Here is a 20,697-nt window from a genome sequence, read left to right as displayed (position 1 = left end):
CACCGGATAGGGCGGCCTTGGATCAGCAAAGATTCTCTTACGGTTTCGGCGGCGTGGTTTTTGGGGCCGCCGGTTTGGGAGCGGAAGGGCGTGTTGGGCTTGCAGGCCTGGCAGCCGCGCCGGAACCGGGTGGCGGGGCCGCAACCCCGGACTGGGAGTTGTAGGCGTTAACGATTTCCTGGGTCACGTCGGTTGACTGGGCGGCCCACAGCACTGGGCTCTGCTGGCTGGAAACGTCGAGAACCACCGAGTAGCCGTTCGACTTAGCGTACTTGTCGAGGACATCGAGCAGTTTGCCGCCGATGCGGTTGGCGATCTCGTTCTGCTGTCCCTGGAACTCAGCTTGGGCGTCTTCCACCTGGCGCTGCAGGCTCTTCTGCTTGGTCTCGATGTTCTTGACCATGTCGGAGCGCGACTGCTCGTTGAGCTTTTCGCCTTGTGCCTGCAACTGCTTTTTCAGGTTCTCGACTTCCTGGTTCAGACTGTTCAGCGAGGTCTGCGTAGGTTCGAACTTCTTCTGCAAAGCCTCGAAGTCACGACGGCCCTCGTTGGTCATCAGGATGGCATTCTGAATGTTGATGATGCCAATGCGGGTGATGCCAGAGGGAGTAGCGGGAGCAGCCGAGGCGGGCGCAGGAGCCGCCGAAGCAGGCGCGGGATTGGCGGCGGCGACGGATCCGGTCTGCGCCAGCGCGGTAACGGCCAACAAAGCCGCCGGCAGGATGAAGCGGACAAGCTTACGTGTCATGAGTAGGTTTTGAACTCCTTGGAACGACGCTGCTTTCGGAATTCCTCAGAAACACCCCAGGACGGTTATACCGCGGAAAGTTTCAGGGAAGATAGATTATAGGTCGAGGCCAAGCCAGCGTCAAACCGGGAACTGGCGGCAAAGCGGCCTAAAAGGTGGTGGCCACGGTGAAGCGGAAGGTGGTCTTAGGCTCCTTCAAGTTCCATCCCGGGGCGAAGGTACTGATGGCCTGCTGATAGCTGAAATCGCCCGCTCCGCCGACCGGGAACATACTGCGGGTGATCAGGTTGGGGGTGTCGGTAGAAGTGTTGAGACGCAGGGGGTTGTACGCCCAGTAGATGCGGAAGGGCGCATTGACCACGGGCATAATGACTTGCAGTTCCAGGCCGGTGGAGGTGCGCGGCCTCCAGTTGGAGGCACCAACAATCTTCAGCCCCTTGGAAAAGGACTGGGAGACGCCGCCGACGCAGTTGAAAGCGATGTCGAGGGCGGGGCAACCGAAGGCGGTGGTGTTCAGAGTGGTCAACTGGGTTGAGTTGACCTGCAGAGCCGAGGGGCGAGCAATCCCGTCAAAGCCGAGATCGAAAAACGGGGCCAGCGTGACAGGGCCGATGATCGGGATGCGGTACTCCATGTTGCTGACCACGCTGGTGTCGCCGCCAGGGAAGATGATGCGTTGCACCGGGAGCGGAACCGTGACCGCGCCCTGGCGAGGATTGTTGGGATCCTTGGGTACGGGCGTGCCATCGGGGTTGGAGAGCGGGAAAGTCACGCTCTCTACGAAAAACGCCACGGGCGAGATGGCGCGGATGTCGAAACCTCTGATGTCAGTGTCGCCGCCCATGAAGAAACGCTCGAACGGAGGCGCGACACGCCCGCCGTAGCCGCTGATGAATGAGCCCTGCAACCGAATTCCAAAGCTGTTGCGACCATCGGAGTTCGGTTTCAGCCCTTTCATGGGAGTCCAGCGAGTGTAGGACACGACGGGACGAACGAAGGAAACGTTGCCGCCGATACCGGCGATGTCACCTCCGATGAAGATGTTGCGGCCGCGGTGGGGGTGGACAGGGCTATCGACGGTATTCATGGTGAAACTGGGGATCAGCTTGCTGGTGACAATGCCGCTGAGCGAGTTGGGCCCGGAGATGTTGCGGAAGTTGAGTTCCTGGAAATACAACTGCGAGAAGGTGCTGAAGACGCTGATGGAAGAAACGTCGAACGAGTAACCCAGGCTGACGCGCTTGAACGAGCGGCGGATGGGATAACTCAAGCTGGTACTGAAGCCGGTGCGGGACTGGCTGAAATTCTGCAGCGACTGGAGGACATTGTCGGGAAGAGTCAATTTCTGGCCGGCGACGATGCTGGCTTGCTGGGCCTGGTTGAAGTTGAAGCGCTGGGAGAACACGGTGAAGCCGAACTGCAGTGGGCGATCGAAGAGGTAGGGTTCGGTGAAGCCAAAGGAAAGATTGCGCTGGCGACTGCCGATGCTGGCCTGCACGGTCAGGGTCTCGCCGAGGCCGAGAAAGTTGTTGGTCTCGTAGGTCAGCCCGATGAAGGAGCCGGCCAAGCCGCTGACACCGCCGCTCAGGCCGATGCTGTTCTTGCCCTTCTCCTTGACCTTGAGGGTAATGTCGACGGTGCCTTCCTGGTTGTTCTGCTTGACGTCGGAATCCTGTTCCGGCTTCAAGGCATCGAAGTAGCCCAGCTGATTCAGGCGGAGAATGCTGAGCTCCCAGTACTTGCTGTTGTAGAGCTGGCCTTCCTCGATGGCCAGTTCGCGACGGATGACCTTGTCGCGGGTGGTGGTGTTGCCCTTAAATTCAATACGGCGCACGTAAAACTGCTTACCCTCGTCCAAATCGATGGTCAGGCTGATCAGTTTTTTTTCATCGTCAAACTGCGTGTCGGGGACGGGCGTGAAATTGATGTAGCCGAAGGCGCCATAGGCTTCGCGAAGATTTTTCAGGCCTTTGCGCACCATCTCGATATTGAAAATCTCCCCATCTTTCATGGGGATGAGCTTGCGCAGAGCTGCGGTATTGGTCATGGCCTTATTGCCGGTGAACTTGACTTCCTTGAGGCGGTAACGGTCGCCCTCCTCGACCGGCATCTTGATGTCGATCACCTTGCCGGGGCCGTGCATGATGATAGGAATGTGAAGCCCACTGCCGCCGGTATCGCGAATCTGGGTCTTGGGATCCTGCACCACGGCCTTGAAGTAGCCCTGGCGCTGGTAGGCGTCACGGACCATTTCGGTGTCCTCGCTGAGCTTGGAGGCGTTGTAGGTCTTACTGAAGATGTTTTCCAGAACAATCGAGTGTGGAATGCCGATGGGGCGCATGTTGCGCATGGCATAACGGAGGGTGCGGCTCTTGATGTGATGGTTGTTCTCGAACGTGATCTTGCCGACCTTGACCTTGGGCCCTTCTTTCACGACAAAGGTAATCCCGACGGCGGCTGGGGGAATGGGGCGAACCTCGGTGCGAATGGTGGAAAACTGGCGTCCGTGCTCGGCCAGTAATTCCTTGATCACCACCTCGGCGCGTTTGACGCGGGTGGGATCATACTGGCTTTCCTGGGTGAGGGAGACCTTCCGCTCCTTGAAACGGTCGAGGACATCGCTCTGGGAGACAGAATTCAGGCCCAGGTACTTGATTTCACGAATGGTGGGTTTCTCTTTGACGTAGATATGGATAACCCAGCCCTTGGCGGTCTGCTCGCGCTCAAAACGGATGTCGTCGAAGTAGCCGGTGTTCCACAGCGAATTGAAATCCCGCTCCAAGGCTGCCTGGTCGTAAACGTCACCGGGCTTGGTAAAGATGCGAGCGCGAATGGTTTCGACGGGAATGCGGCGATTGCCATGAGGAACGACGTCAGCAATGAGGTCCTGCTGTGCCAGGGCAACGACGGGAGCGAGAAAAATTGCGGCAAAAACAAGGACCAGCAGCACCGGAAACCGTCGCACCCACACCCGGCGATTCCGGGTAAGTCGAGTCTTTGCATCGCGCACGACGGCCACTACATGATCCGTAGGATAAAGAATAGTCCGACCTCAAACATCAAGCGGTTGCGGAATTGGCAATTATACAAGGCAACGCGAGTTTCACGTCAAAGTGGGCACAATGTGTTCGGGTGATTTCCACGCAAGCCAAAATCGGGCTTGAGCGGGACACCCACGAAGGCGCACGCGATTGGTTGAACCCGCGGGAGGTGGGAATCTCTCGCGCGGAGCTTCGCCATGGGGATGGACCGTGACAGACAGCGGCACGATGTGATCGGGTGATTCCTACGCAAGCGGGGTTGGGCACCGACAGCGTCAGCCGTCAGCACGGACCACGTCGACCAGAGTTGAATAAAAGGTTGCGCCGCCCCCCATGTCGGTAAGCCGCTCCGAGGTCAGGACATTAATATTGCGGGCCTGACCGGTGAGCTTGGCCCAGTTTAACCGGGCGGCAACAACGCCGGCGCTGGTTGCGCCGTTCACCCGAGCGGTAAGCAAAATTTCGCCGCGCGCATTAAAAACGCGAACGGAGTCGCCGTCGTGAATGCCGCGAGGGGCGGCGTCCGCGGCGTTGATTTCCAGCAGGTCAGGATTTTCCATGCCCTGGTGCGCCGGAAGATTGGAGAAAGTGCTGTTCAGGTAGTTGTCGCACTTGCGAGCCAGCAATTCAAGCGGATAGCGAGCGTCGCCGCGGTGACGCGATTCCTGGGGCGGAGTGAAAGTGGCCACCGGGTCGAGGCCCTGGGCAACGAGCGATTCGTTGTAAAGAAGGGCTTTGCCGTTGTGCGTGGGGAAGCCGTTGGCGAAGGGGAGATAGGGTGAAAACGCCAGGTCCCTGGACTGCGCTCCCTCACTGATCTCGGTCGCTTCGCTGGGGATGACACGTGTTGAAGTCTGGTTCGGACTCGGGTCGGAGACCTTCGCCACACCATTCACCGGAAGGTTGAGGCGAACGAAATGGTCGCGCTCGAGGCGGGCGCGATCAATGCCCTGCAGATGCGGGTGCGGTGAGGCGAGGGCGAGATCGATCATATCGTCGTCGGATTCGCGGAAGCAGGGATCTTCGAAGCCCATGCGCTGCGCCAGAGCGCGAAACAGTTCGACGTTGGAGCGGCATTCACCCAGCGGCTCGATGGCGGGGTTGGAAATCTGGATGAAGTAATGGCCGTACCCGGTCTGCAGGTCCTTGTGCTCGAAAAATGTGGTGGCGGGCAGGATAATGTCGGCGTAATCGGTGGTGTCGGTGAAGAACTGCTCGTGCACGACAGTAAACAGGTCAGGGCGGGACAAGCCACGCACCACGGCGTTGTGATTGGGGGCAACCGCGGCCGGATTGGAGTTGTAAACGAATAGCCCCTTCACGGGCGGGTCCTGGAGGTCGTTGAGAGCACGGCCGAGCTCGACCATATTGATGACGCGGGCAGGATGCGACATGAGTTCGGCGCCGCGCAGCGCGTCCTTGTTGAGATTGTGGGACTCGCTGGTGGAGAGCTGCAGCCCGCCGCCGACTTGCTTCCAGGAGCCGATCAGGCACGGCAGCATGCAGACGGCGCGCACCGCCATACCACCGTTCTCGCTGCGCTGGATACCATAGTTGAGGCGGATAGCGGCGGGGCGCGTGGTGGCGTACTCGCGCGCGAGTTGAACGATGTCGTCCGATGAAATGCCGGTCCAGCGCGCCACTCGCTCCGGCGGATACTCCTGGACGCGGGCGCGGAGCTGGTCAAAGCCAAAGGTGTGCCGCGCGATGTAGCCGGCGTCGAAGAGGCCTTGGTTGATGATGACGTGCATCATGCCGAGGGCAAGGGCGACATCGGTGCCGGGATTAATGGGCAAGTACCAATCGGCACACGCCGCAGTCCGGGTGCGGTAAGGATCGATCACCACCAGCTTGGCGCCATGGTGGCGGGCTTGCTCGATGAATGGCCAGAGGTGAACGTTGTTGCCGTGAATGTTGGCGCCCCAGGCGATGATGTAGCGCGAGCGCGCGAACTGCTCCGGCTCGGTGCCCAGCTTGAGGCCGTACACGGACTTGATGCCGAGTTCTCCGGTAATGGAGCAGATGGTGCGGTCCAGCTGCGACGCGCTCAAGCGATGGAAAAAGCGGCGGTCCATGGAGGCGCCATTGAGAACGCCGAGGGTGCCACCGTAGGAGTACGGGAGAATGGCCTCGGCGCCGTGGCAGCGCACGATGTCCTGAAAGCGAGTGACAATCTCGTCGAGAGCTTCGTCCCAGGAAATCCGGCGGAAATCATCCTGGTTGCAGGCGCGCGAACCTTTGGGGCCGACGCGGCGATAGGGATGCAGAACGCGATCGGGGGAATAGACGCGGTCGAGGTACTTGGCGACCTTGGCGCAGAGAAACCCGCGCGTCACCGGATGGTCGGGATCGCCATGAATGCGGGTGGCGCGCCCGTCTTCCACAGTGATGAGGACGCCGCAGGCATCGGGACAATCGTGCGGGCAAGCGGCGTGGACGATTTTCGCTGCCATCGCCCACCAGCATAGCGCGGAGGGAGGAAATTAGGAATCCTGCGTGAGCCTCCCAGCGGCTAATCAGGTTTCAGGTCCCGGAGCATTCGCGTCTCATCCCACATTAGCTCGCCGCGGCTCGCGAATGTGGGGCACCCTCGCAGCCGCTAGCGATAGCGTTGGTCGCAAACCGGGCAATGGAGCGCGAAGGGGTCGGCATCGAACTCGACCAACTGCGTACCGCAGGCTGGACAAACTTCCTGGTCCTCGTCGGCGAGCAAATCGAGTTCGCCGTCCACAGCGACGTCGCTGGATTTGTCGATGGCGTAGTAGGCGAGCGCGGAGTCAACGTCGTGCCGCATGGCGCACCCCCGTGATCGAATTATTCTCCGCTGTAGATGGGGGCCACGCTGTGATTTGCGGCAGGAAAAAATTGCCTTAGGAGTTTTATTTCGGGAAAACCAGTGCTTATACCGTCATCACTTCTTTTTCCTTCGATTTGCTGAGCTCTTCCATCTTCTTGATTTCGTCGTCGGTGAGGCGCTGGATTTCATCGAGGGCGCGGCGCTCGTCGTCTTCCGTGATTTTCTTGTCTTTCAGCGTCTTCTTAGTAGCGTCGTTGCCGTCGCGACGGATGTTGCGGATGGCGGTGCGGTGCTCCTCGAGGATTTTGTGCAGGTGCTTGACCATGTCGCGGCGGCGCTCCTCGGTGAGCGCGGGCACAGGGACACGGATAAGCTTACCGTCATTCATCGGGTTCAGACCGAGGTCGGCGGAACGAATGGCTTTCTCAATGCCGCCCAAGGAGCTGGGGTCGAAGGGCTGAACGGTAATGAGCTGCGCTTCGGGAGCATGCACTTGCGCGATCTGGTTGAGCGGCATCATGGAGCCGTAGTAATCCACCTGAACGCCGTCGAGCATATGGACAGAGGCGCGTCCGGTGCGGACGGCGGCCATTTCCTTGCGAAAGTCCTCAACCGCCTTGTCCATGCGGGTTCTGAGCTGGGCAAAGAGTTCTTTGAGTGCGGGATTCGCTGCCATGCTCGGGGTCGGCATAGGTGCTCCAGTGAAAGCAGGACTGGGAATTATAAACGAAGACAAAAACTGGCCATTGATTTTCGCGGAATGAGCGCGGATACCGTCTATGCGCTGACTAATGAGCCGATCTTTTCGCCGGTGACGACGCGGCGGATGTTGCCATGGCGATTGAGGTTAAAAATGATGATGGGCAGGTTGTTGTCCTTGCAGAGGCTGATGGCGGTGGCGTCCATCACCTTCAGACCTTTCTTGAGCACTTCCATGTAGCTAATCTGGTCGAACATTTTTGCGTCTTTGACAATGACAGGATCGGCGTCGTAGATGCCATCGACCTTGGTGGCCTTGAGAATGACGTCGGCCTTAATTTCCATGGCGCGGAGAGAGGCAGCGGTGTCGGTGGAGAAATAAGGGTTGCCGGTGCCGGCGCCGAAGATGACGACGCGATCCTTTTCCATGTGACGGATGGCGCGGCGGCGGATGAAGGGTTCGGCGACCTCATGCATTTCGATGGCCGACATGACGCGGCTGTAAACACCGCGCTTTTCCAGCGCGTCCTGCAGGGCGAGGGCATTGATCATGGTAGCGAGCATGCCCATGTGGTCGGCGGTGACGCGGTCCATCTCACGCGCCTGCTCGGCAACGCCGCGAAAGAAATTGCCGCCGCCGATGACGATGGCGATCTGCACGCCGAGGGAGTGGACGTCCTGGATCTCCGCCGCGATTTCGTGAACGCGAATCGGATCAACGCCGAAGCCTTGTCCAGCGGCAAGGGCTTCGCCTGAGAGTTTCAGAAGTACGCGCTTGAACACAGGTTCGGGCATCGGCAGCTCGCTTCTTAAGGGGCTGAAATAGTCTAACATCGGGTTGGCTTCGGCGGTCCCCTTCCCTGGCTCGGGCGCGGTTCCGAGTTGCTATGCGGCAAACTGCAGTGCACTATCGTTCTACTCTATGCACTTGACCACCGCGCCGGCGGCGGCCACGAAGTCGCCGACACCAGCGTTGATTGAGCCTCGGGAAGACAGGAATTGGTGGATTTTCCTGGCCGTTTGCCTGCTGCTGGGAGCGACCCTGCGCCTGGTTTTTCCAACCGACATCGAGTACAAGGCCGACGAGCGCTACTCGATGTCGGCTGTCGAGCAGTTCCGGCAGAGCGGCGCGATACCCGCCGTGGGCATGCCTTCCAGCACCGGAGTGGTAAACGCGGGACCGTCGGTATGGATTTTCCTGCTGCTGGGCAGCATGTCAGGCGCCAGCAATCCCGCAGAATTGGCGCGCAGCGTGGCGGTGCTGAACATCCTGGCGCTCGCGATCCTGGCAGCGATAGCGATTCGCGTGCTACCGCCGGAGCAGCGAGCGATCTGGGGTTGGACCGCAGCGCTGTTCTGCGTGAACGTATTCGCCGTGCTGTTCGCGAGAAAGATCTGGCCGCAATGCGTGGAGCCATTTTTCACCGCTCTGCTGATCCTGGCGTGGTTCCACCGGTCGCGACGCGCGGCGGCGTTCTGCTGGGGCGTGTTGGAGGCATTGCTCGGGCAGTTCCACATGGCTGGATTTTTCTTCGCCGCTGCCTTGCTGCTTTGGACGCTTGCGTTTGACCGTCGCCGGGAACGAGGCCTGGGAATGCAGTGGAAATACGCGGTGACCGGGATGTGCTTGGGCGCGGTTCCAATGATCCCGTGGCTGGCACACGGTTTGCACAGCAGCGCGCGCCAAGCATGGACCCAACTGCTCGGGTTGCCGTTCTGGTTTGCCTGGCTCCGCACGCCTCTGGGACTGGGGTTGGATTACAACCTGGGATGGCAATACAAAGAATTTCTTAGCTGGCCGAAGATCGGCAGCCATGCGACCTACGCCGTGTTCGCCTGCATGGCAATCACGGTAGGAACCGTCGCGGTAATGGGGGCAGTCCTGCTGCGGAGACGGAAAAACGACAAGATTTCATGGGCAGACTTGGTGGGATTGGGCTCGGAAACAACCTTCCTGGAAGCGGCGGGACTATGGGGCGCGGGATTGCTGCTCAGCGCGGCGGCGGTGCGGATTTACCCCCACTACCTGATTGCCATGTTTCCACTACCGTGGATCTGGGTGGCGCGGCTGGGAACGGCGACGGGACGCGGCGGGCGCCTGGGGCTGGCAGCGATCTGGCTGTGCCAACTGCTGCTGTCGGCGTGCTTCCTGTACTACATCCACGTTCATCACGGGGCCTGGTGGGGAGATTTCGGCGTCAGCTACGGCTATCAAATAAACAATGGATTGCCGCGCTAGCAAGAACATCAACGCAGAGACCAAAAGAGGCAGCAGTCAGGGCTGAAGCCCTGACCTACCGAGCCGCGCGGCACGACCGAAGTCGTGCCCTGATACAACTACTTCTGCTCGCCTTCGGCGGGCTCAGCCGGCTTGGTGAAGGCGATGGTCACGCCGGGATCGCCGACCTTAAAGCGGGCAAAGCGGCGGACGGCGATGTTCTCGCCGAGTTTGCCGATCTTGCCGGCGATCAGCTGCGAGACGCTGACGGTCTGGTCCTTGATGAAGGGCTGCTCGTAAAGGCAGACCTCCTCGTAGAACTTCGCCATCTTGCCCTGGACAATCTTTTCGGCCACGTGGTCTGGCTTCCCGGTAGCCTTCGCCTGGGCAAGAAAGATCTCCTTCTCCTTAGCGAATGCCTCCGGAGTGACGTCTTCCTTGCGGACGAACTTGGGATCGCTGGCGGCGATGTGCATGGCAATGTCGTGCACCAGTTCCTTGAAGTCGTCGGTACGAGCGACGAAATCGCTCTCACAGTTGACTTCGACCAGGACACCGATCTTACCGCCGGCGTGAATGTAACTGGCAACGGCGCCTTCGCTGGTGGCGCGGGCGGCTTTCTTGGCGGCTACGGCCATGCCGCGTTTGCGCAGCACGACAATGGCCTGCTCCATGTCACCCTTGGCTTCAACGAGGGCGTTCTTGCAGTCCATCATGGGAGCGCCGGTCTTGTCGCGAAGATCACGAACCTGGGCAGCGGATATATTTGCGGTAGTAGTGCTCATTTCTTCTCCTGACTTACATGGCCCTTCATGGCCGGCCGGCAGTGCGCAATTCGCAGTCTTCCTGCAGGGATCGCGGGGATCTTCGGACATGGTAGCCACGACAGCCATAGAACATTTTGACCCGCGCCAAGCGAGCGCGCGGGTCGCTAAGATCAGTTTCGAGTTTCTGTGGCAGCGAAAATCAAAATCCTGGATTCCTCGGGGCTGAAGCCCCCTCGGAATGACAACTTTTTTAGTTCATCGCGGCACGACTGCGGTCGTGTTCGGCAAACATCCGGCGGAATGAATTCCGCCCCTACACGAACTACTTCGTCTGCGCTTCGACGTGGCGCGCTTCGGCAGGTTCGGCGTCCATATCGGCCGGCGCGGGCTGCTTGCGCACACCGCCTCCGAGGACCTCCTCCATGCTGACTTCTTCGACCGGCTCAGTTGACACCGCGCCGGCATCGGAGCCCGCCCCCGCGGCGGCTTCGGCAGCGCGAGCGGCGGCAACTTCGGCAACCTGCTTGTCGGTAGCAGCCTGTGAACCTTCGACCACGGATTCGGCGATCTTGGAAGCAAACAGGCGAATGGCGCGCAGCGCGTCGTCGTTGCCGGGTATGACGTAATCGACTTCGCTGGGATCGCAGTTGGTATCCACGACAGCAACCACGGGAATCCCCAGCTTGCGCGCCTCGCGCACGGCGATCTGCTCCTTGTTGGAGTCGATCACGAAGATGGCGTCAGGAAGGCGAGACAGATTCTTGATTCCGGCGAGATTGGCCTGCAGGTGCTTGCGTTCGCGCTCGAGCTTGATCACTTCTTTCTTGGGCAGGAGCTCGTAACGGCCGTCGGTGGCCATCTCGTCGAGTTCCTTCAGCCGCTTCACCGATTTCTGGACGGTGACCCAGTTGGTGAGGAGGCCGCCCAGCCAGCGCTGGTTCACGTAGAACATGCTGCAGCGCTGCGCCTCTTCGGCGATGGCATCCTGGGCCTGGCGCTTGGTGCCGACGAACATCAGGATCTTGCCCTCAGCCGCCATGTCCTGCACGAACTTGGACGCTTCCTTGAACATCTTCAGCGTCTTCTGCAGGTCGATAATGTAAATTCCGTTGCGCTCTCCGAAGATGTACTCCTTCATCTTGGGATTCCAGCGCTTGGTCTGGTGCCCGAAGTGGACGCCCGCTTCGAGCAATTCCTTCATGGTGATGGTAGCCAATCAACCTCCTTATTGGATTGCATCGTGACGCGAGGCCACGATTACTCCCGTCCCGCCCCGAAAGACAGGCGGGAAATTTAGTTGCTCAAACCTTAGCCGACAGCCAACTACCGCTTGCTGAACTGGAACCGTTTGCGGGCGCCCTTCTGCCCATATTTCTTGCGTTCCTTGGAACGCGAATCGCGGGTGAGAAAGCCCTCGGCTTTCAGGCGGCCGCGCAATTCGGGATTGAACTGCAGCAGCGCCCGCGCGATACCCATCTTGACTGCGCCGGCTTGTCCGTTCACCCCGCCGCCGTTGACCGTGGCGACGATATTGAAACTGCCCGCCGTCTCGGTGGTGACCAAAGGCTGGCGGGCAAGAATGCGCTGCGTCTCGGTAACGAAGTAGCGGTCAAACGGCATATCGTTGACGCGGAACTCGCCGCTTCCGGGACGGACAAACACGCGGGCGATGCTCGATTTGCGCCGCCCTGTACCGTAATATTCGACTCTGTCGGCCATGATAGCTCTTCGCTTTAGTCATTAGCTTTTGGCTAATGACTGCCAGCGTTGAAATCCCTTCTGAACTCTAGCGCCGTGGCGCTTTGAAATCCACGGGTCGGAGACCCGTGCCACACGTTGGTTATGCCTGCTTCGCCAGCGACAGACCCTCAGGCTTCTGGGCCTGATGCGGGTGCTTGTCGCCGCGGTACACCTTCAGCTTGCGCGCCATGGCGCGGCCCATCTTCGTCTTGGGCAGCATGCCTTCGATGGCTTCCTGGACCACCAACTCGGGCTTGCGAGTAAAGCGCTTGCGGAAGTCCTCTTCGCGCAAACCGCCGGGATAGCCAGTGTAGTGGCGATAAACCTTGGACTCGGTCTTCATGCCGGTGAGGCGAATTTTTTCGGCGTTGACGACCACCACGTGGTCACCGGTATCAATGAAAGGCGTATAGCGCGGATTGTCCTTGCCGGCCAGGATGCTGGCGACACGGCTGGCAAGACGGCCAAGGGTCTGACCCGCGGCATCGACGACGAACCACTTGCGCGCAATTTCCCCCTCTTTGGGGAAATAGGTAGACATCGAAATCTCCCAGAAATAAAAAACGCAAAGAAGACCGCAGGACCATCCTCACGGCGGAGGATTCCCCAGGCGGGCAACTGCAGAACTGCAAAACATAGACTATAGCGAAATTAGAGAGGAACGTCAACGAAGCGGGCGCGAAAACCAGGTGAAAAGAGGGATCCCATCAAGGTCCGCCACCAGATCGGGAAGAACAGAGCGGAAGAAAGCGTTGGCAGAAAGGAAAATTCGGTTGATCGGCGGGCAAGCGAGAGTAAGTTATGTGCGTCCCGTCATGACTACTTTGTAATTCGGCGGGAAACAGCACTAACGGGATCGTGGGGCCGGAGCGCCGTGACGGCAAAGCTGGAGACTTTGCCACAGCCTATTTCGGCAAAGCCCGGCCCCCACGTATTTTCAGCATCCATTGAAGAACATCGGAAGCACGTCAACGCAGAGGCCACAGAGGAGCAGCGGGCTGCAAGAGTTTACCTGGCGCAGAATTCTAATTTCCATCTTCCGTCTCCAGCAGCATCAGCCAAAACAGGCCAGGCGCATGGCCTGAAGAAGGCATCCGATACAATCGAACGGGGACTCGACAGTGAACCGACTTGTCTTAGCCAACCTGGTGCACCGGCCGATCCGGACGTTAATCAGCGTGATCGCGATCGCGGTGGAGGTCACCCTGATCCTGGTGATCGTAGGGTTGTCGATCGGAATGCTGAACGACGCCAAGGAACGGCAGGCGGGGATCGGGGCGGATGTGATCGTGCAGCCGCCCGGTTCGTCGTTCCTGGCTGGAATTACGGGCGCGCCGGTCTCGGCAAAGGTCGCGGACGTGATTCACAAATTGGCGCACGTCAAGGCGGTGAGCCCGGTAGTGATGCAGATGAACACCGCGGGGGCGGTGGAAGTCATCTATGGCATCGACTTGCCCAGTTTCGAGGCGCTCGGCGGGCCATTTCATTATCTTGCGGGCGGTCCGTTCACCGGGCCCGACACGGTGCTGGTGGACAACTATTTTGCCGATGCCAACCACATCAGCGTCGGATCCACGATTACGATCCTGAATCACGACGTGAAAGTGGCGGGGATCGTGGAGCAGGGCCGGGGGGCGCGGAAATTTCTGCCTCTGGCAACCCTGCAGGACTGGATCGGCGCGCAAGGAAAAGCGTCGGTGTTCTATATCAAGCTCGATGACCCCACGAACGCTGCGCTGGTGGTGAGCGAGATCAAGAGCGTCCCGGGCATGCAGACGTACAAAGCGCTGACCATGAGCGACTACCTGTCGTTGTTCACGGCCGGAAACCTGCCGGGACTAAAGATATTCATCGAGGTGGTGATTGGGGTGGCGGTGGTGATTGGATTCATCGTGATCTTCCAATCGATGTACACGGCGATCATGGAGCGGACGAGGGAAATTGGGATCCTGAAGTCGTTGGGCGCCTCGAAGCTGTACATCGTGAACACAGTGCTGCGGGAGACGATTGTTCTGGCAGTGGCCGGAACGCTGGTTGGGATCGTGGTCAGCTACGGAGTAAGTCACGCCATCCTGGCGAAGTTCCCCACGCTGCGGGTCATCATTCAGAGCAGTTGGGTCGGTTACGCGGCCATCATCGCACTGGTCGGCGCCATCTTCGGATCGCTTTATCCGGCCTACAAAGCAGCACAAAAAGACCCCATCGACGCGCTGGCATATGAATAGGGATTTGGCGGAGAGGGAATAAAAACCGAGATTCCTCGCTGCGCGCGGAATGACCCCAAACACACTCTTATTGTGGCTGCGGCGTGGCGTTGCCGTTCGACGCGGCGGTCGGCGGCGATTTGTCGAGTTCGACGAGCTGGGAGCCGGGGGGCTGAGAGAGAGCGAACTGCTCGTCGGTAAGCGGCTGGTTGATGGTGAGCTTCTCAATGCTCAGGGTCACTGAGTACTCTTCCTGCGGCCGCCAGATGCGAGTGGTAGATGGAAACGTCAGCCCGCTGTAATCCCTGAAATCAAAATAGGTGGCATCGGTCGCGAGATAGCCGTTGCGGTCGTAGACGCGCTGGCGGATGGGCATCAGATCGACGCGGCTGAAGGTGATCCTGCGGGAAAGATACCAGAAGTGGTCCACGCGGGTAACGACGTCGACGATGTAGTCGGGTTGAAGAACCGGCTTGTGGGTTTTGGGGTCCTGAATGGTCTGGTTTCCCTGCTCGAGGACGGCGATGTCGTGAGCCGGGTCGATGGCGTGCAGGAGGAGTGCGTCGTAGATGTGCTGCGGACGCAGGTTTTCGAGGGGATGCGGCGAGGGGCGAATGACAGTGTTGGTTCCGACAACGAACTTATTCTGAGGCGGTATCCACAGCTTGAAGGCCTTGCCGTCGCTCACCATGTCGAAGGCGCGGTTGCGAACGATTGGCATCAAGCCAATCATGCGCAGCATGTTGGGCTGGCGCACCAGAATGTAACCTTTGATTTCCTTGTACTCGGTAATTTTGCCTTTTTTCGAGCCGCCGGAAGAGGCAGCCAGATTCACGGTCGCATTGAGGGTGTTAACTCTAGCGGCTTCATCGTTGATCTTAGCGACGAGCTGGTCGAGGGTGGCGGTCTTTAAAGGAGCGGTGCTGAGCAGGACCTGAGGGCGGTGGGAACGGAACAGACATCCGCCGAGCGGAAGGGCCAGCAGGACTGCCATCAATACGCGTAAGGGCCAACGAACATTCATGCGCGGTATCCGGTTTAGATGAAGCCATCAGTATACGGGAAGCAGCGTTGTCGCTCACTTCGCCAGGACCGCGGATTGTCAACGAGAGGATGCGGCCACGGTGCGGCGATAGGCAGCGACGTTGCGGCTGTGCTCGTCGAGAGTACGGGCAAAGCGGTGATGTCCGTTGCCGTCACTGACAAAATATAAGAAGTCGGTTTGGGCGGGGTGGAGAGCGGCTTGGAGCGAAGCGCGACCGGGATTCGCGATCGGGCCGGGCGGCATTCCGGCATGACGATAGGTGTTGTAAGGCGAGTCGAACTGCAAATCGGACTGGTGAATGGCGCCGGTGTAGCGGCCGGACACGAGCGCGGCGTAGATGACGGTGGGGTCGGCAGCCAGGGCAATGCCGTGCTGCAACCGGTTGTAGTACACGCCCGCTACCGTCGGCCTTTCGTCCGGGGCAGCAGTTTCTTTTTCGACGATTGAGGCCATGGTGACGACGGTATGCACGTCGGGGCAACCGGCCGCTCCGGCTTTGTTAGCGGCAGCTGGGTCCAGGGCCGCGGCGCACACCAGCCCGGTTTGCTCAGCCTCGCGACGGAAGCGATGCACCATGACAGCAATGATGTCGTGAATGGACTGGGTGCGGGTGAAGCCGTAGGTGTCAGGGAAAAGATAGCCTTCCAGGGTTGTGGCCTTGGGGTCGAGATCACGAATGAAAGCGACGTCGCCCTGAACTGCCTTCAGGAAATCCTGCGCCGAGCCCAGGCCGGCAAGCTGCACGACGGCGGCGATGTCATAAACGTTGTAGCCCTCGGGGATGGTGACGGTGTGAACGAAAATGTCGCCGCGAGCAAGGCGGTCGTGAACCTGACGGGCGGTGGCGGACTGATCGAACTTGTACTCCCCGGCTTTCAGGCTGCGGCCGAGAACGTAATGCATCAGCAGGAAAGCGTGAGCGCTGTGGATGACGCCGGCGGCGTGGAGGTCAGCGGCGATGCGACGACTGGAAGAGCCGGGACGCAGAAGAACATATTGCGTGCCGCGGGGCTGAACCGGCAGGTACAGCGCCCAGGCCAGCCATAGGGCCGCGACAAGAACAAGGACCAGGATGAGAGTGAAAAATGCGCGCATTTCGACCTGTAGTTTAGATGATTGTGAGCAGGAAGAAGGTAGTCGTCAGACGTAAGACTTCGGAGTTGCCGGCAAACCTAGTGGGTTGCCCGATCGGTGGAACATCAACGCAGAGGCTGGCAGAGGAGCAGAGGGCAGTAGTCAATCGCGCACCGAACGCGCGTCCAAGTAAGATTGAAGAATAAGCACGGCGGCCATGCGATCGACGGCGGCGGCGCGCTTGGCAATACTGAGTTCGGCTTCGCGAAGCAAGCGATTCGCCTGAACCGATGTAAGGCGCTCGTCCCAGAGATGCACCGGCAGGGAAAAGCGCTTGCGAAGTTCGTCAGCAAAAAAGGCCATCCGTTCCGATTGCCGGCCTTCGGCGCCGCTCATCCGCAAAGGATAGCCGAGGACAATTTCTCGAATATCGTAATCGCGAATGACGCGCTCGAGAAGTTCGAAGTCGGTGCGCTTGTTCTTGCGGCGAATGGTTTCCAGTCCCTGGGCGGTGATGCAGAGAGGATCGGAAACGGCCATGCCGATCGTCCTGGAGCCGACGTCGAGTCCGAGAATGCGTGGATGCCGGGAGTGCGCAGATTGGTCCGGAGCGGAAGAGGCGGGATGCTCTGGGGCGGACACCGCTATATTATAGGCTGCATAATTCTGCCGATTGGAACGGTAATGACGACCAAGCGCAAGGAGGCGGGTTCGGAGGCGCTGCACGAAGGCGTCGCAGAGCAGACGCGGCCACAGCATATCGTCGGGCTTCCGCAGACGCAGGAGGAAGCGGACGAACTGCACCGGCAGATGCGCGCCAGTGCGTCGGCCACCATGGTGCTGGCAATCCTGGCGGTACTGGTTACTCTTTACTTTGCCAAGCTGCCCTTTATCGTCCTGCTGATCTCGATCCTGCTGGCGTTCATCCTGGCGCCGCTGGCTGACCTGTTTCAGCGCCTACGGCTGCCGCGGTCGCTGGCGGCGTTGATCGCGGTGCTGCTGTTCCTGGTGGTCTGCTACGGCATCGCGCAAATCTCCTATAACAAGGCGCTCGCATTCAGCCACGATCTCCCGAAATATTCAGGAAACATCCGGAGCTTCCTCGGACGCTTGCGGAAGCAGGCGCAGGAACTCCAGCAGAGCACGTCATCGGTTTTACCGGAGGAGGAAAAAGAAGCGGCCAACGCTCCCCGAGTCACCCTGCAGCAACAGTCGAGCTGGACGACGTACCTGAGCGGCGGGCTGGGTCCGACGATTGAGATTGCGTTCTTAGCGTCCTTCATTCCTTTCCTCACCTACTTCATGCTGAGTTGGCAGGACCACGTGCGCTCGGCGACGGTGATGCTGTTTCGCATGAAGAACCGGAATACGGCTTACGTGACGCTGGGGCTGATCTCGGGGATGATACGAAGTTTTATCGTCGGAAACGTGCTGGTGGGACTATTTATCGGGGCGGCCAGCACCGTGATATTCGGGGTTTTGCATCTTCCGTACTTTTATTTTATCGGGTTCATCAGCGGATTTCTGAGCCTGGTGCCTTACCTGGGCGTACTGCTGGCAGCATTGCCGCCATTGATTTCGGGACTGGGACAGGTGGGAGGCGGAGGCATCGTCGCCATTCTGCTCACCGTGCTCGGGCTGCACCTGTTTGCGCTGAACGTTCTGTACCCGAAATTCCTGGGCAGCCGGCTGCAGCTGAATCCGCTGGCGGTGACATTGTCGCTGCTGTTCTGGGGCTGGTTATGGGGAGCGACGGGCCTGGTGCTTGCGATCCCGATGACAGCAGCGATCAAGATCGTATTCGACCACATCGAAACCATGCGGGGGTACGGATCATGGCTGGGAGAATGAGCCTAGTAGTCGCCCGGTAACTGCTCCAGACCCATGGCGGGCGCCTCGGATTCCTTGATTTCGACATCAGCAATGGTTACGTTGCCGGCGCGAACCAGTTGATCGATGGCACCGCTGACGACGTCGGGTGGAAGGGCGGCGTTGCTGCGCAGGAACTCGGAAAGCGAGGCTTCGCTGTCGAAGACCCGCACCCAAACTTTTCCGCCCTCGCTGTAGGTGAACTGGTACTCGCCAAAAATTTTGCCGTAGGTCCCTTCCCTGGCCCCAAGACGGATGACGTGCGCAAATCCGGGCATGAGGATGTGATGAAAATGGCAGGCCAGAAGAGGTCTTTTAGCCGGCAAAGTAAAAGCGCGGCCCGCAAGCCGCGCTTCAGGAGCCAAGAGAATTCTAAGCTTCAGCGATGGTCTCCGGGAAGCGGAGCTTAGACTTGGACAAGGCCTTGGAAAGGAGTTGCTCGATCTGAGGTTCGTCGCAGTTTTTGGCCATGGCTAATTCGCTGACGAGCAGGTAGCGGGCGCGCTCCAACATTTTCTTCTCGCGGAACGAAAGCGGCTTGCTCTGCGCCAGCAGCAGCAAGCCCTTCAGCACGGCCGCCACTTCCAAAAGCGAGCCGGTGCGCATTTTCTCCGAGTTCTCCTTGAACCGGTACTTCCAATCCGCATGATTGCAACACTTGCCGTCGGTGAGAAAATCAATCACCTTCTGCACATCACCATTACGAATGACGCGGCGCAGCCCGACGCTGGCAACGTTGTTGAACGGGACCATGACTTTCAGGCTGCTGGACTTGATTTTCAGGAGGTAAAAACGCTCGACACAGGCGCCAATGGTGCGGCTACTAATCTGCTCGATTATTCCTACGCCATGGTTGGGATAGACAACTTTGTCACCAATGTCGAAGTTCAAATTCGTGTTGCTGCTCATTCAGGGCACCTGCGAGATGTGGGAGCGGCTCGGCTGAGGAAGAACAATTGTTAATATATCGTAAATGGCGAAAAAGGTCAATGGACGTAGCACTTACCGTGGTTGGGTGGAGCGATGGTTTAAAAGTGAGAAAGGCAGAGCGGACGGCGTAATTTGACGCCAACGGCATCCGCGAAACGGCTTATCGAGATCGCTCGTTCTATAATCAAAGCAAGTCAGCTGTATCTCTCCAACCGATGCAGGCTGATTGTCATGCCGCTGAGCGGGGCCGCGGAGACCGCCGAGTCCAAATGCCAGAACATATTAAGAAGAAATTGTCGGAAGAGATCCACGCCCTGGAGCACGAATTAAACCACGAGCTCCCGAAAGAGTTAAAGAAGGCCGTGGCCATGGGCGACCTGAGTGAAAACGCCGAGTACCACATGGCCAAGCAACGGCAGGAGTTCGTTCGGGCGCGGCTGGGACAACTGAAAAAGAGGATGGCCGACCTGTCGCTGGTGAACATGAACAATATTCCGCGCGACAAGGCGGCGCTGGGATCGACGTTGAAGGTATATGACTCGACTAAGGACGAAGAGATCCAATACAAGCTGGTGACGAGCGAAGAGACGGACGTGACCAAGGGCCTGATTTCTACGACGTCGCCGATCGGGCGGGCACTGATGGGCAAGAAGGTCGGGGACACGGCCATGGTGGTGACCCCCAACGGGAACCGGGAACTGGAAGTGCTTTCGCTGATGACGATTCATGATGACGAGGAGCAGGAAGCGGAATGAGCTGGACGAGCGCAGTCGGGCGCGGGTCGAAATGGATCCTGCACAAGATCGTGCATGGGCTGGCGCTCACCAAGATCAATCCGAATTACCTGACATTTCTGGGACTGGTGATCAACCTGGGGGCGGGCGTGCTGTTCGGATACGCCGCCGGCGAAAACCAGGGACGATTATTCCGCTATGCGGCGCTGGTGATCATCGGCGCCGGTATTTTCGACATGGTGGACGGCCGAGTGGCGCGAGCTACCGGGCAGGTGACCGACTTCGGCGGCTTCTTCGATTCGGTCATCGATCGCTACAGCGACGTGGCGCTCTATTTCGGACTGCTGGTCTATTACGCCCGCGCCAACCGTTTCTTCTACGTGGTGCTGACCGCGATCGTCATGGTCACTTCGGTCATGATCAGCTACACCCGGGCGCGGGCCGAGACGCTGATCAGCAAGTGCAAGGTCGGCTTCATGGAACGCCCGGAGCGGATCGTACTGGTGATCATCGGCGCCTGGTTCAACCGCATGGCCCCAGTGCTTTGGGTGATTGCAGTGATTGGCAATATCACAGTGATTCACCGCATCCTGCATACCTACCGTGAAACCCGGGAACGCGATTTGTCCCGTCCGCACGAGCCTGAGCCCATCGAGCAAGAGTGGGCGCCGAAGTAAGACAAGCTATTACAGACGTTTCGCCCCGGCGGGGCTGGGATGGTTTGCTCTGCTGACCCACGGCTTACGCCGTGGGCTGCACACTCTGGCGCCGCCTCCGGCGGCTATGCCCCCGCGGCTTGCGCCGTGGGCTACACATTCTGCGCTATCATGC

At 59.3% G+C, this 20,697-nt stretch carries 20 protein-coding genes; 5 read left to right on the top strand and 15 right to left on the bottom strand.

Annotated elements, in window-relative coordinates; translation table 11 throughout:
* Nucleotides 1-37: 37 nt before the first annotated feature.
* From VFI82_11370 to pyrH, 6 genes are all read right to left on the bottom strand, one after another.
* Nucleotides 38-748, bottom strand: a complete 711-nt coding sequence (locus tag VFI82_11370) for an OmpH family outer membrane protein (GenBank protein ID HET7185276.1) — start codon at nt 746-748, stop codon at nt 38-40.
* Between the two features lie 148 nt (nt 749-896).
* Entirely contained in the window at nt 897-3,713 is a 2,817-nt protein-coding gene (gene bamA, locus VFI82_11365) for an outer membrane protein assembly factor BamA (GenBank protein ID HET7185275.1), read from the bottom strand.
* A 351-nt stretch (nt 3,714-4,064) separates the two neighbouring features.
* On the bottom strand, nt 4,065-6,242 hold the full coding sequence (locus tag VFI82_11360; protein HET7185274.1) for a molybdopterin-dependent oxidoreductase: 2,178 nt from the start codon (nt 6,240-6,242) through the stop codon (nt 4,065-4,067).
* A 146-nt stretch (nt 6,243-6,388) separates the two neighbouring features.
* A complete protein-coding gene (locus VFI82_11355) occupies nt 6,389-6,583 on the bottom strand; it encodes a hypothetical protein (protein HET7185273.1) in 195 nt (64 codons plus the stop codon).
* Between the two features lie 106 nt (nt 6,584-6,689).
* Nucleotides 6,690-7,277 (bottom strand): ribosome recycling factor, encoded by a 588-nt coding sequence (gene frr, locus VFI82_11350; protein ID HET7185272.1) that lies wholly within the window; start codon nt 7,275-7,277, stop codon nt 6,690-6,692.
* A gap of 86 nt (nt 7,278-7,363) precedes the next feature.
* Nucleotides 7,364-8,080 (bottom strand): UMP kinase, encoded by a 717-nt coding sequence (pyrH, locus tag VFI82_11345; protein HET7185271.1) that lies wholly within the window; start codon nt 8,078-8,080, stop codon nt 7,364-7,366.
* A gap of 127 nt (nt 8,081-8,207) precedes the next feature.
* Between pyrH and VFI82_11340 the strand changes: the two genes are divergently transcribed.
* Nucleotides 8,208-9,524 carry a hypothetical protein gene (locus VFI82_11340; protein HET7185270.1) on the top strand — a complete coding sequence of 439 codons (1,317 nt, stop codon included), beginning with the start codon at nt 8,208-8,210 and terminating at the stop codon, nt 9,522-9,524.
* Between the two features lie 98 nt (nt 9,525-9,622).
* Here the strand turns inward: VFI82_11340 and tsf are convergent, their stop codons facing one another.
* The 4 genes from tsf to rplM all read right to left on the bottom strand — a co-directional run bounded on the left by tsf (nt 9,623) and on the right by rplM (nt 12,551).
* Complete coding sequence (gene tsf, locus VFI82_11335) at nt 9,623-10,288, bottom strand: translation elongation factor Ts (protein HET7185269.1); 666 nt, start codon at nt 10,286-10,288, stop codon at nt 9,623-9,625.
* Between the two features lie 304 nt (nt 10,289-10,592).
* Nucleotides 10,593-11,486, bottom strand: a complete 894-nt coding sequence (gene rpsB, locus VFI82_11330; protein HET7185268.1) for a 30S ribosomal protein S2 — start codon at nt 11,484-11,486, stop codon at nt 10,593-10,595.
* Nucleotides 11,487-11,593: 107 nt separating this feature from the next.
* A complete protein-coding gene (rpsI, locus tag VFI82_11325) occupies nt 11,594-11,989 on the bottom strand; it encodes a 30S ribosomal protein S9 (protein HET7185267.1) in 396 nt (131 codons plus the stop codon).
* A gap of 121 nt (nt 11,990-12,110) precedes the next feature.
* On the bottom strand, nt 12,111-12,551 hold the full coding sequence (rplM, locus tag VFI82_11320; GenBank protein ID HET7185266.1) for a 50S ribosomal protein L13: 441 nt from the start codon (nt 12,549-12,551) through the stop codon (nt 12,111-12,113).
* A 580-nt stretch (nt 12,552-13,131) separates the two neighbouring features.
* On the opposite strand from rplM, the gene VFI82_11315 reads away from it, so the two are divergent.
* A complete protein-coding gene (locus VFI82_11315; GenBank protein ID HET7185265.1) occupies nt 13,132-14,235 on the top strand; it encodes an FtsX-like permease family protein in 1,104 nt (367 codons plus the stop codon).
* A 67-nt stretch (nt 14,236-14,302) separates the two neighbouring features.
* Here VFI82_11315 and VFI82_11310 read toward each other — a convergent pair whose 3' ends face one another.
* The 3 genes from VFI82_11310 to ruvX all read right to left on the bottom strand — a co-directional run bounded on the left by VFI82_11310 (nt 14,303) and on the right by ruvX (nt 16,975).
* Nucleotides 14,303-15,238, bottom strand: coding sequence for a hypothetical protein (locus tag VFI82_11310; GenBank protein HET7185264.1), 936 nt, complete (start codon nt 15,236-15,238; stop codon nt 14,303-14,305).
* A gap of 78 nt (nt 15,239-15,316) precedes the next feature.
* Nucleotides 15,317-16,354 carry an endolytic transglycosylase MltG gene (gene mltG, locus VFI82_11305; GenBank protein HET7185263.1) on the bottom strand — a complete coding sequence of 346 codons (1,038 nt, stop codon included), beginning with the start codon at nt 16,352-16,354 and terminating at the stop codon, nt 15,317-15,319.
* Nucleotides 16,355-16,495: 141 nt separating this feature from the next.
* On the bottom strand, nt 16,496-16,975 hold the full coding sequence (gene ruvX, locus VFI82_11300) for a Holliday junction resolvase RuvX (protein ID HET7185262.1): 480 nt from the start codon (nt 16,973-16,975) through the stop codon (nt 16,496-16,498).
* Nucleotides 16,976-17,017: 42 nt separating this feature from the next.
* Here ruvX and VFI82_11295 point away from each other — a divergent pair, with 42 nt between their 5' ends.
* Nucleotides 17,018-18,184, top strand: coding sequence for an AI-2E family transporter (locus VFI82_11295; protein HET7185261.1), 1,167 nt, complete (start codon nt 17,018-17,020; stop codon nt 18,182-18,184).
* Between the two features lie 2 nt (nt 18,185-18,186).
* Here the strand turns inward: VFI82_11295 and VFI82_11290 are convergent, their stop codons facing one another.
* Entirely contained in the window at nt 18,187-18,480 is a 294-nt protein-coding gene (locus VFI82_11290; GenBank protein HET7185260.1) for a hypothetical protein, read from the bottom strand.
* 94 nt (nt 18,481-18,574) lie between these two features.
* A complete protein-coding gene (locus VFI82_11285) occupies nt 18,575-19,111 on the bottom strand; it encodes a CarD family transcriptional regulator (GenBank protein ID HET7185259.1) in 537 nt (178 codons plus the stop codon).
* Nucleotides 19,112-19,401: 290 nt separating this feature from the next.
* On the opposite strand from VFI82_11285, the gene greA reads away from it, so the two are divergent.
* Together greA and VFI82_11275 are read left to right on the top strand one after the other, a co-directional pair.
* Complete coding sequence (greA, locus tag VFI82_11280) at nt 19,402-19,887, top strand: transcription elongation factor GreA (protein ID HET7185258.1); 486 nt, start codon at nt 19,402-19,404, stop codon at nt 19,885-19,887.
* A complete protein-coding gene (locus VFI82_11275; protein HET7185257.1) occupies nt 19,884-20,543 on the top strand; it encodes a CDP-alcohol phosphatidyltransferase family protein in 660 nt (219 codons plus the stop codon). The genes greA and VFI82_11275 overlap by 4 nt, the downstream gene beginning before the upstream one ends.
* The last annotated feature ends 154 nt before the right edge of the window (nt 20,544-20,697 follow it).

It is taken from the genome of Terriglobales bacterium, assembly GCA_035691485.1.
GTDB lineage: Bacteria > Acidobacteriota > Terriglobia > Terriglobales > Acidobacteriaceae > JAIQGF01.
Note: the sequence above shows the minus strand (reverse complement) of the source record. Positions and strands in the feature narration are given on the sequence as shown.

What these genes read in the sequence shown, in the direction of transcription:
- VFI82_11370 (HET7185276.1), bottom strand. Translation starts at nt 748, where the DNA reads ATGACACGTAAGCTTGTCCGCTTCATCCTGCCGGCGGCTTTGTTGGCC.
- VFI82_11360 (HET7185274.1), bottom strand. Translation starts at nt 6,242, where the DNA reads ATGGCAGCGAAAATCGTCCACGCCGCTTGCCCGCACGATTGTCCCGAT.
- VFI82_11355 (HET7185273.1), bottom strand. Translation starts at nt 6,583, where the DNA reads ATGCGGCACGACGTTGACTCCGCGCTCGCCTACTACGCCATCGACAAA.
- frr (HET7185272.1), bottom strand. Translation starts at nt 7,277, where the DNA reads ATGCCGACCCCGAGCATGGCAGCGAATCCCGCACTCAAAGAACTCTTT.
- pyrH (HET7185271.1), bottom strand. Translation starts at nt 8,080, where the DNA reads ATGCCCGAACCTGTGTTCAAGCGCGTACTTCTGAAACTCTCAGGCGAA.
- VFI82_11340 (HET7185270.1), top strand. Translation starts at nt 8,208, where the DNA reads ATGCACTTGACCACCGCGCCGGCGGCGGCCACGAAGTCGCCGACACCA.
- tsf (HET7185269.1), bottom strand. Translation starts at nt 10,288, where the DNA reads ATGAGCACTACTACCGCAAATATATCCGCTGCCCAGGTTCGTGATCTT.
- rpsI (HET7185267.1), bottom strand. Translation starts at nt 11,989, where the DNA reads ATGGCCGACAGAGTCGAATATTACGGTACAGGGCGGCGCAAATCGAGC.
- rplM (HET7185266.1), bottom strand. Translation starts at nt 12,551, where the DNA reads ATGTCTACCTATTTCCCCAAAGAGGGGGAAATTGCGCGCAAGTGGTTC.
- VFI82_11310 (HET7185264.1), bottom strand. Translation starts at nt 15,238, where the DNA reads ATGAATGTTCGTTGGCCCTTACGCGTATTGATGGCAGTCCTGCTGGCC.
- mltG (HET7185263.1), bottom strand. Translation starts at nt 16,354, where the DNA reads ATGCGCGCATTTTTCACTCTCATCCTGGTCCTTGTTCTTGTCGCGGCC.
- VFI82_11295 (HET7185261.1), top strand. Translation starts at nt 17,018, where the DNA reads ATGACGACCAAGCGCAAGGAGGCGGGTTCGGAGGCGCTGCACGAAGGC.
- VFI82_11290 (HET7185260.1), bottom strand. Translation starts at nt 18,480, where the DNA reads ATGCCCGGATTTGCGCACGTCATCCGTCTTGGGGCCAGGGAAGGGACC.
- VFI82_11285 (HET7185259.1), bottom strand. Translation starts at nt 19,111, where the DNA reads ATGAGCAGCAACACGAATTTGAACTTCGACATTGGTGACAAAGTTGTC.
- greA (HET7185258.1), top strand. Translation starts at nt 19,402, where the DNA reads ATGCCAGAACATATTAAGAAGAAATTGTCGGAAGAGATCCACGCCCTG.
- VFI82_11275 (HET7185257.1), top strand. Translation starts at nt 19,884, where the DNA reads ATGAGCTGGACGAGCGCAGTCGGGCGCGGGTCGAAATGGATCCTGCAC.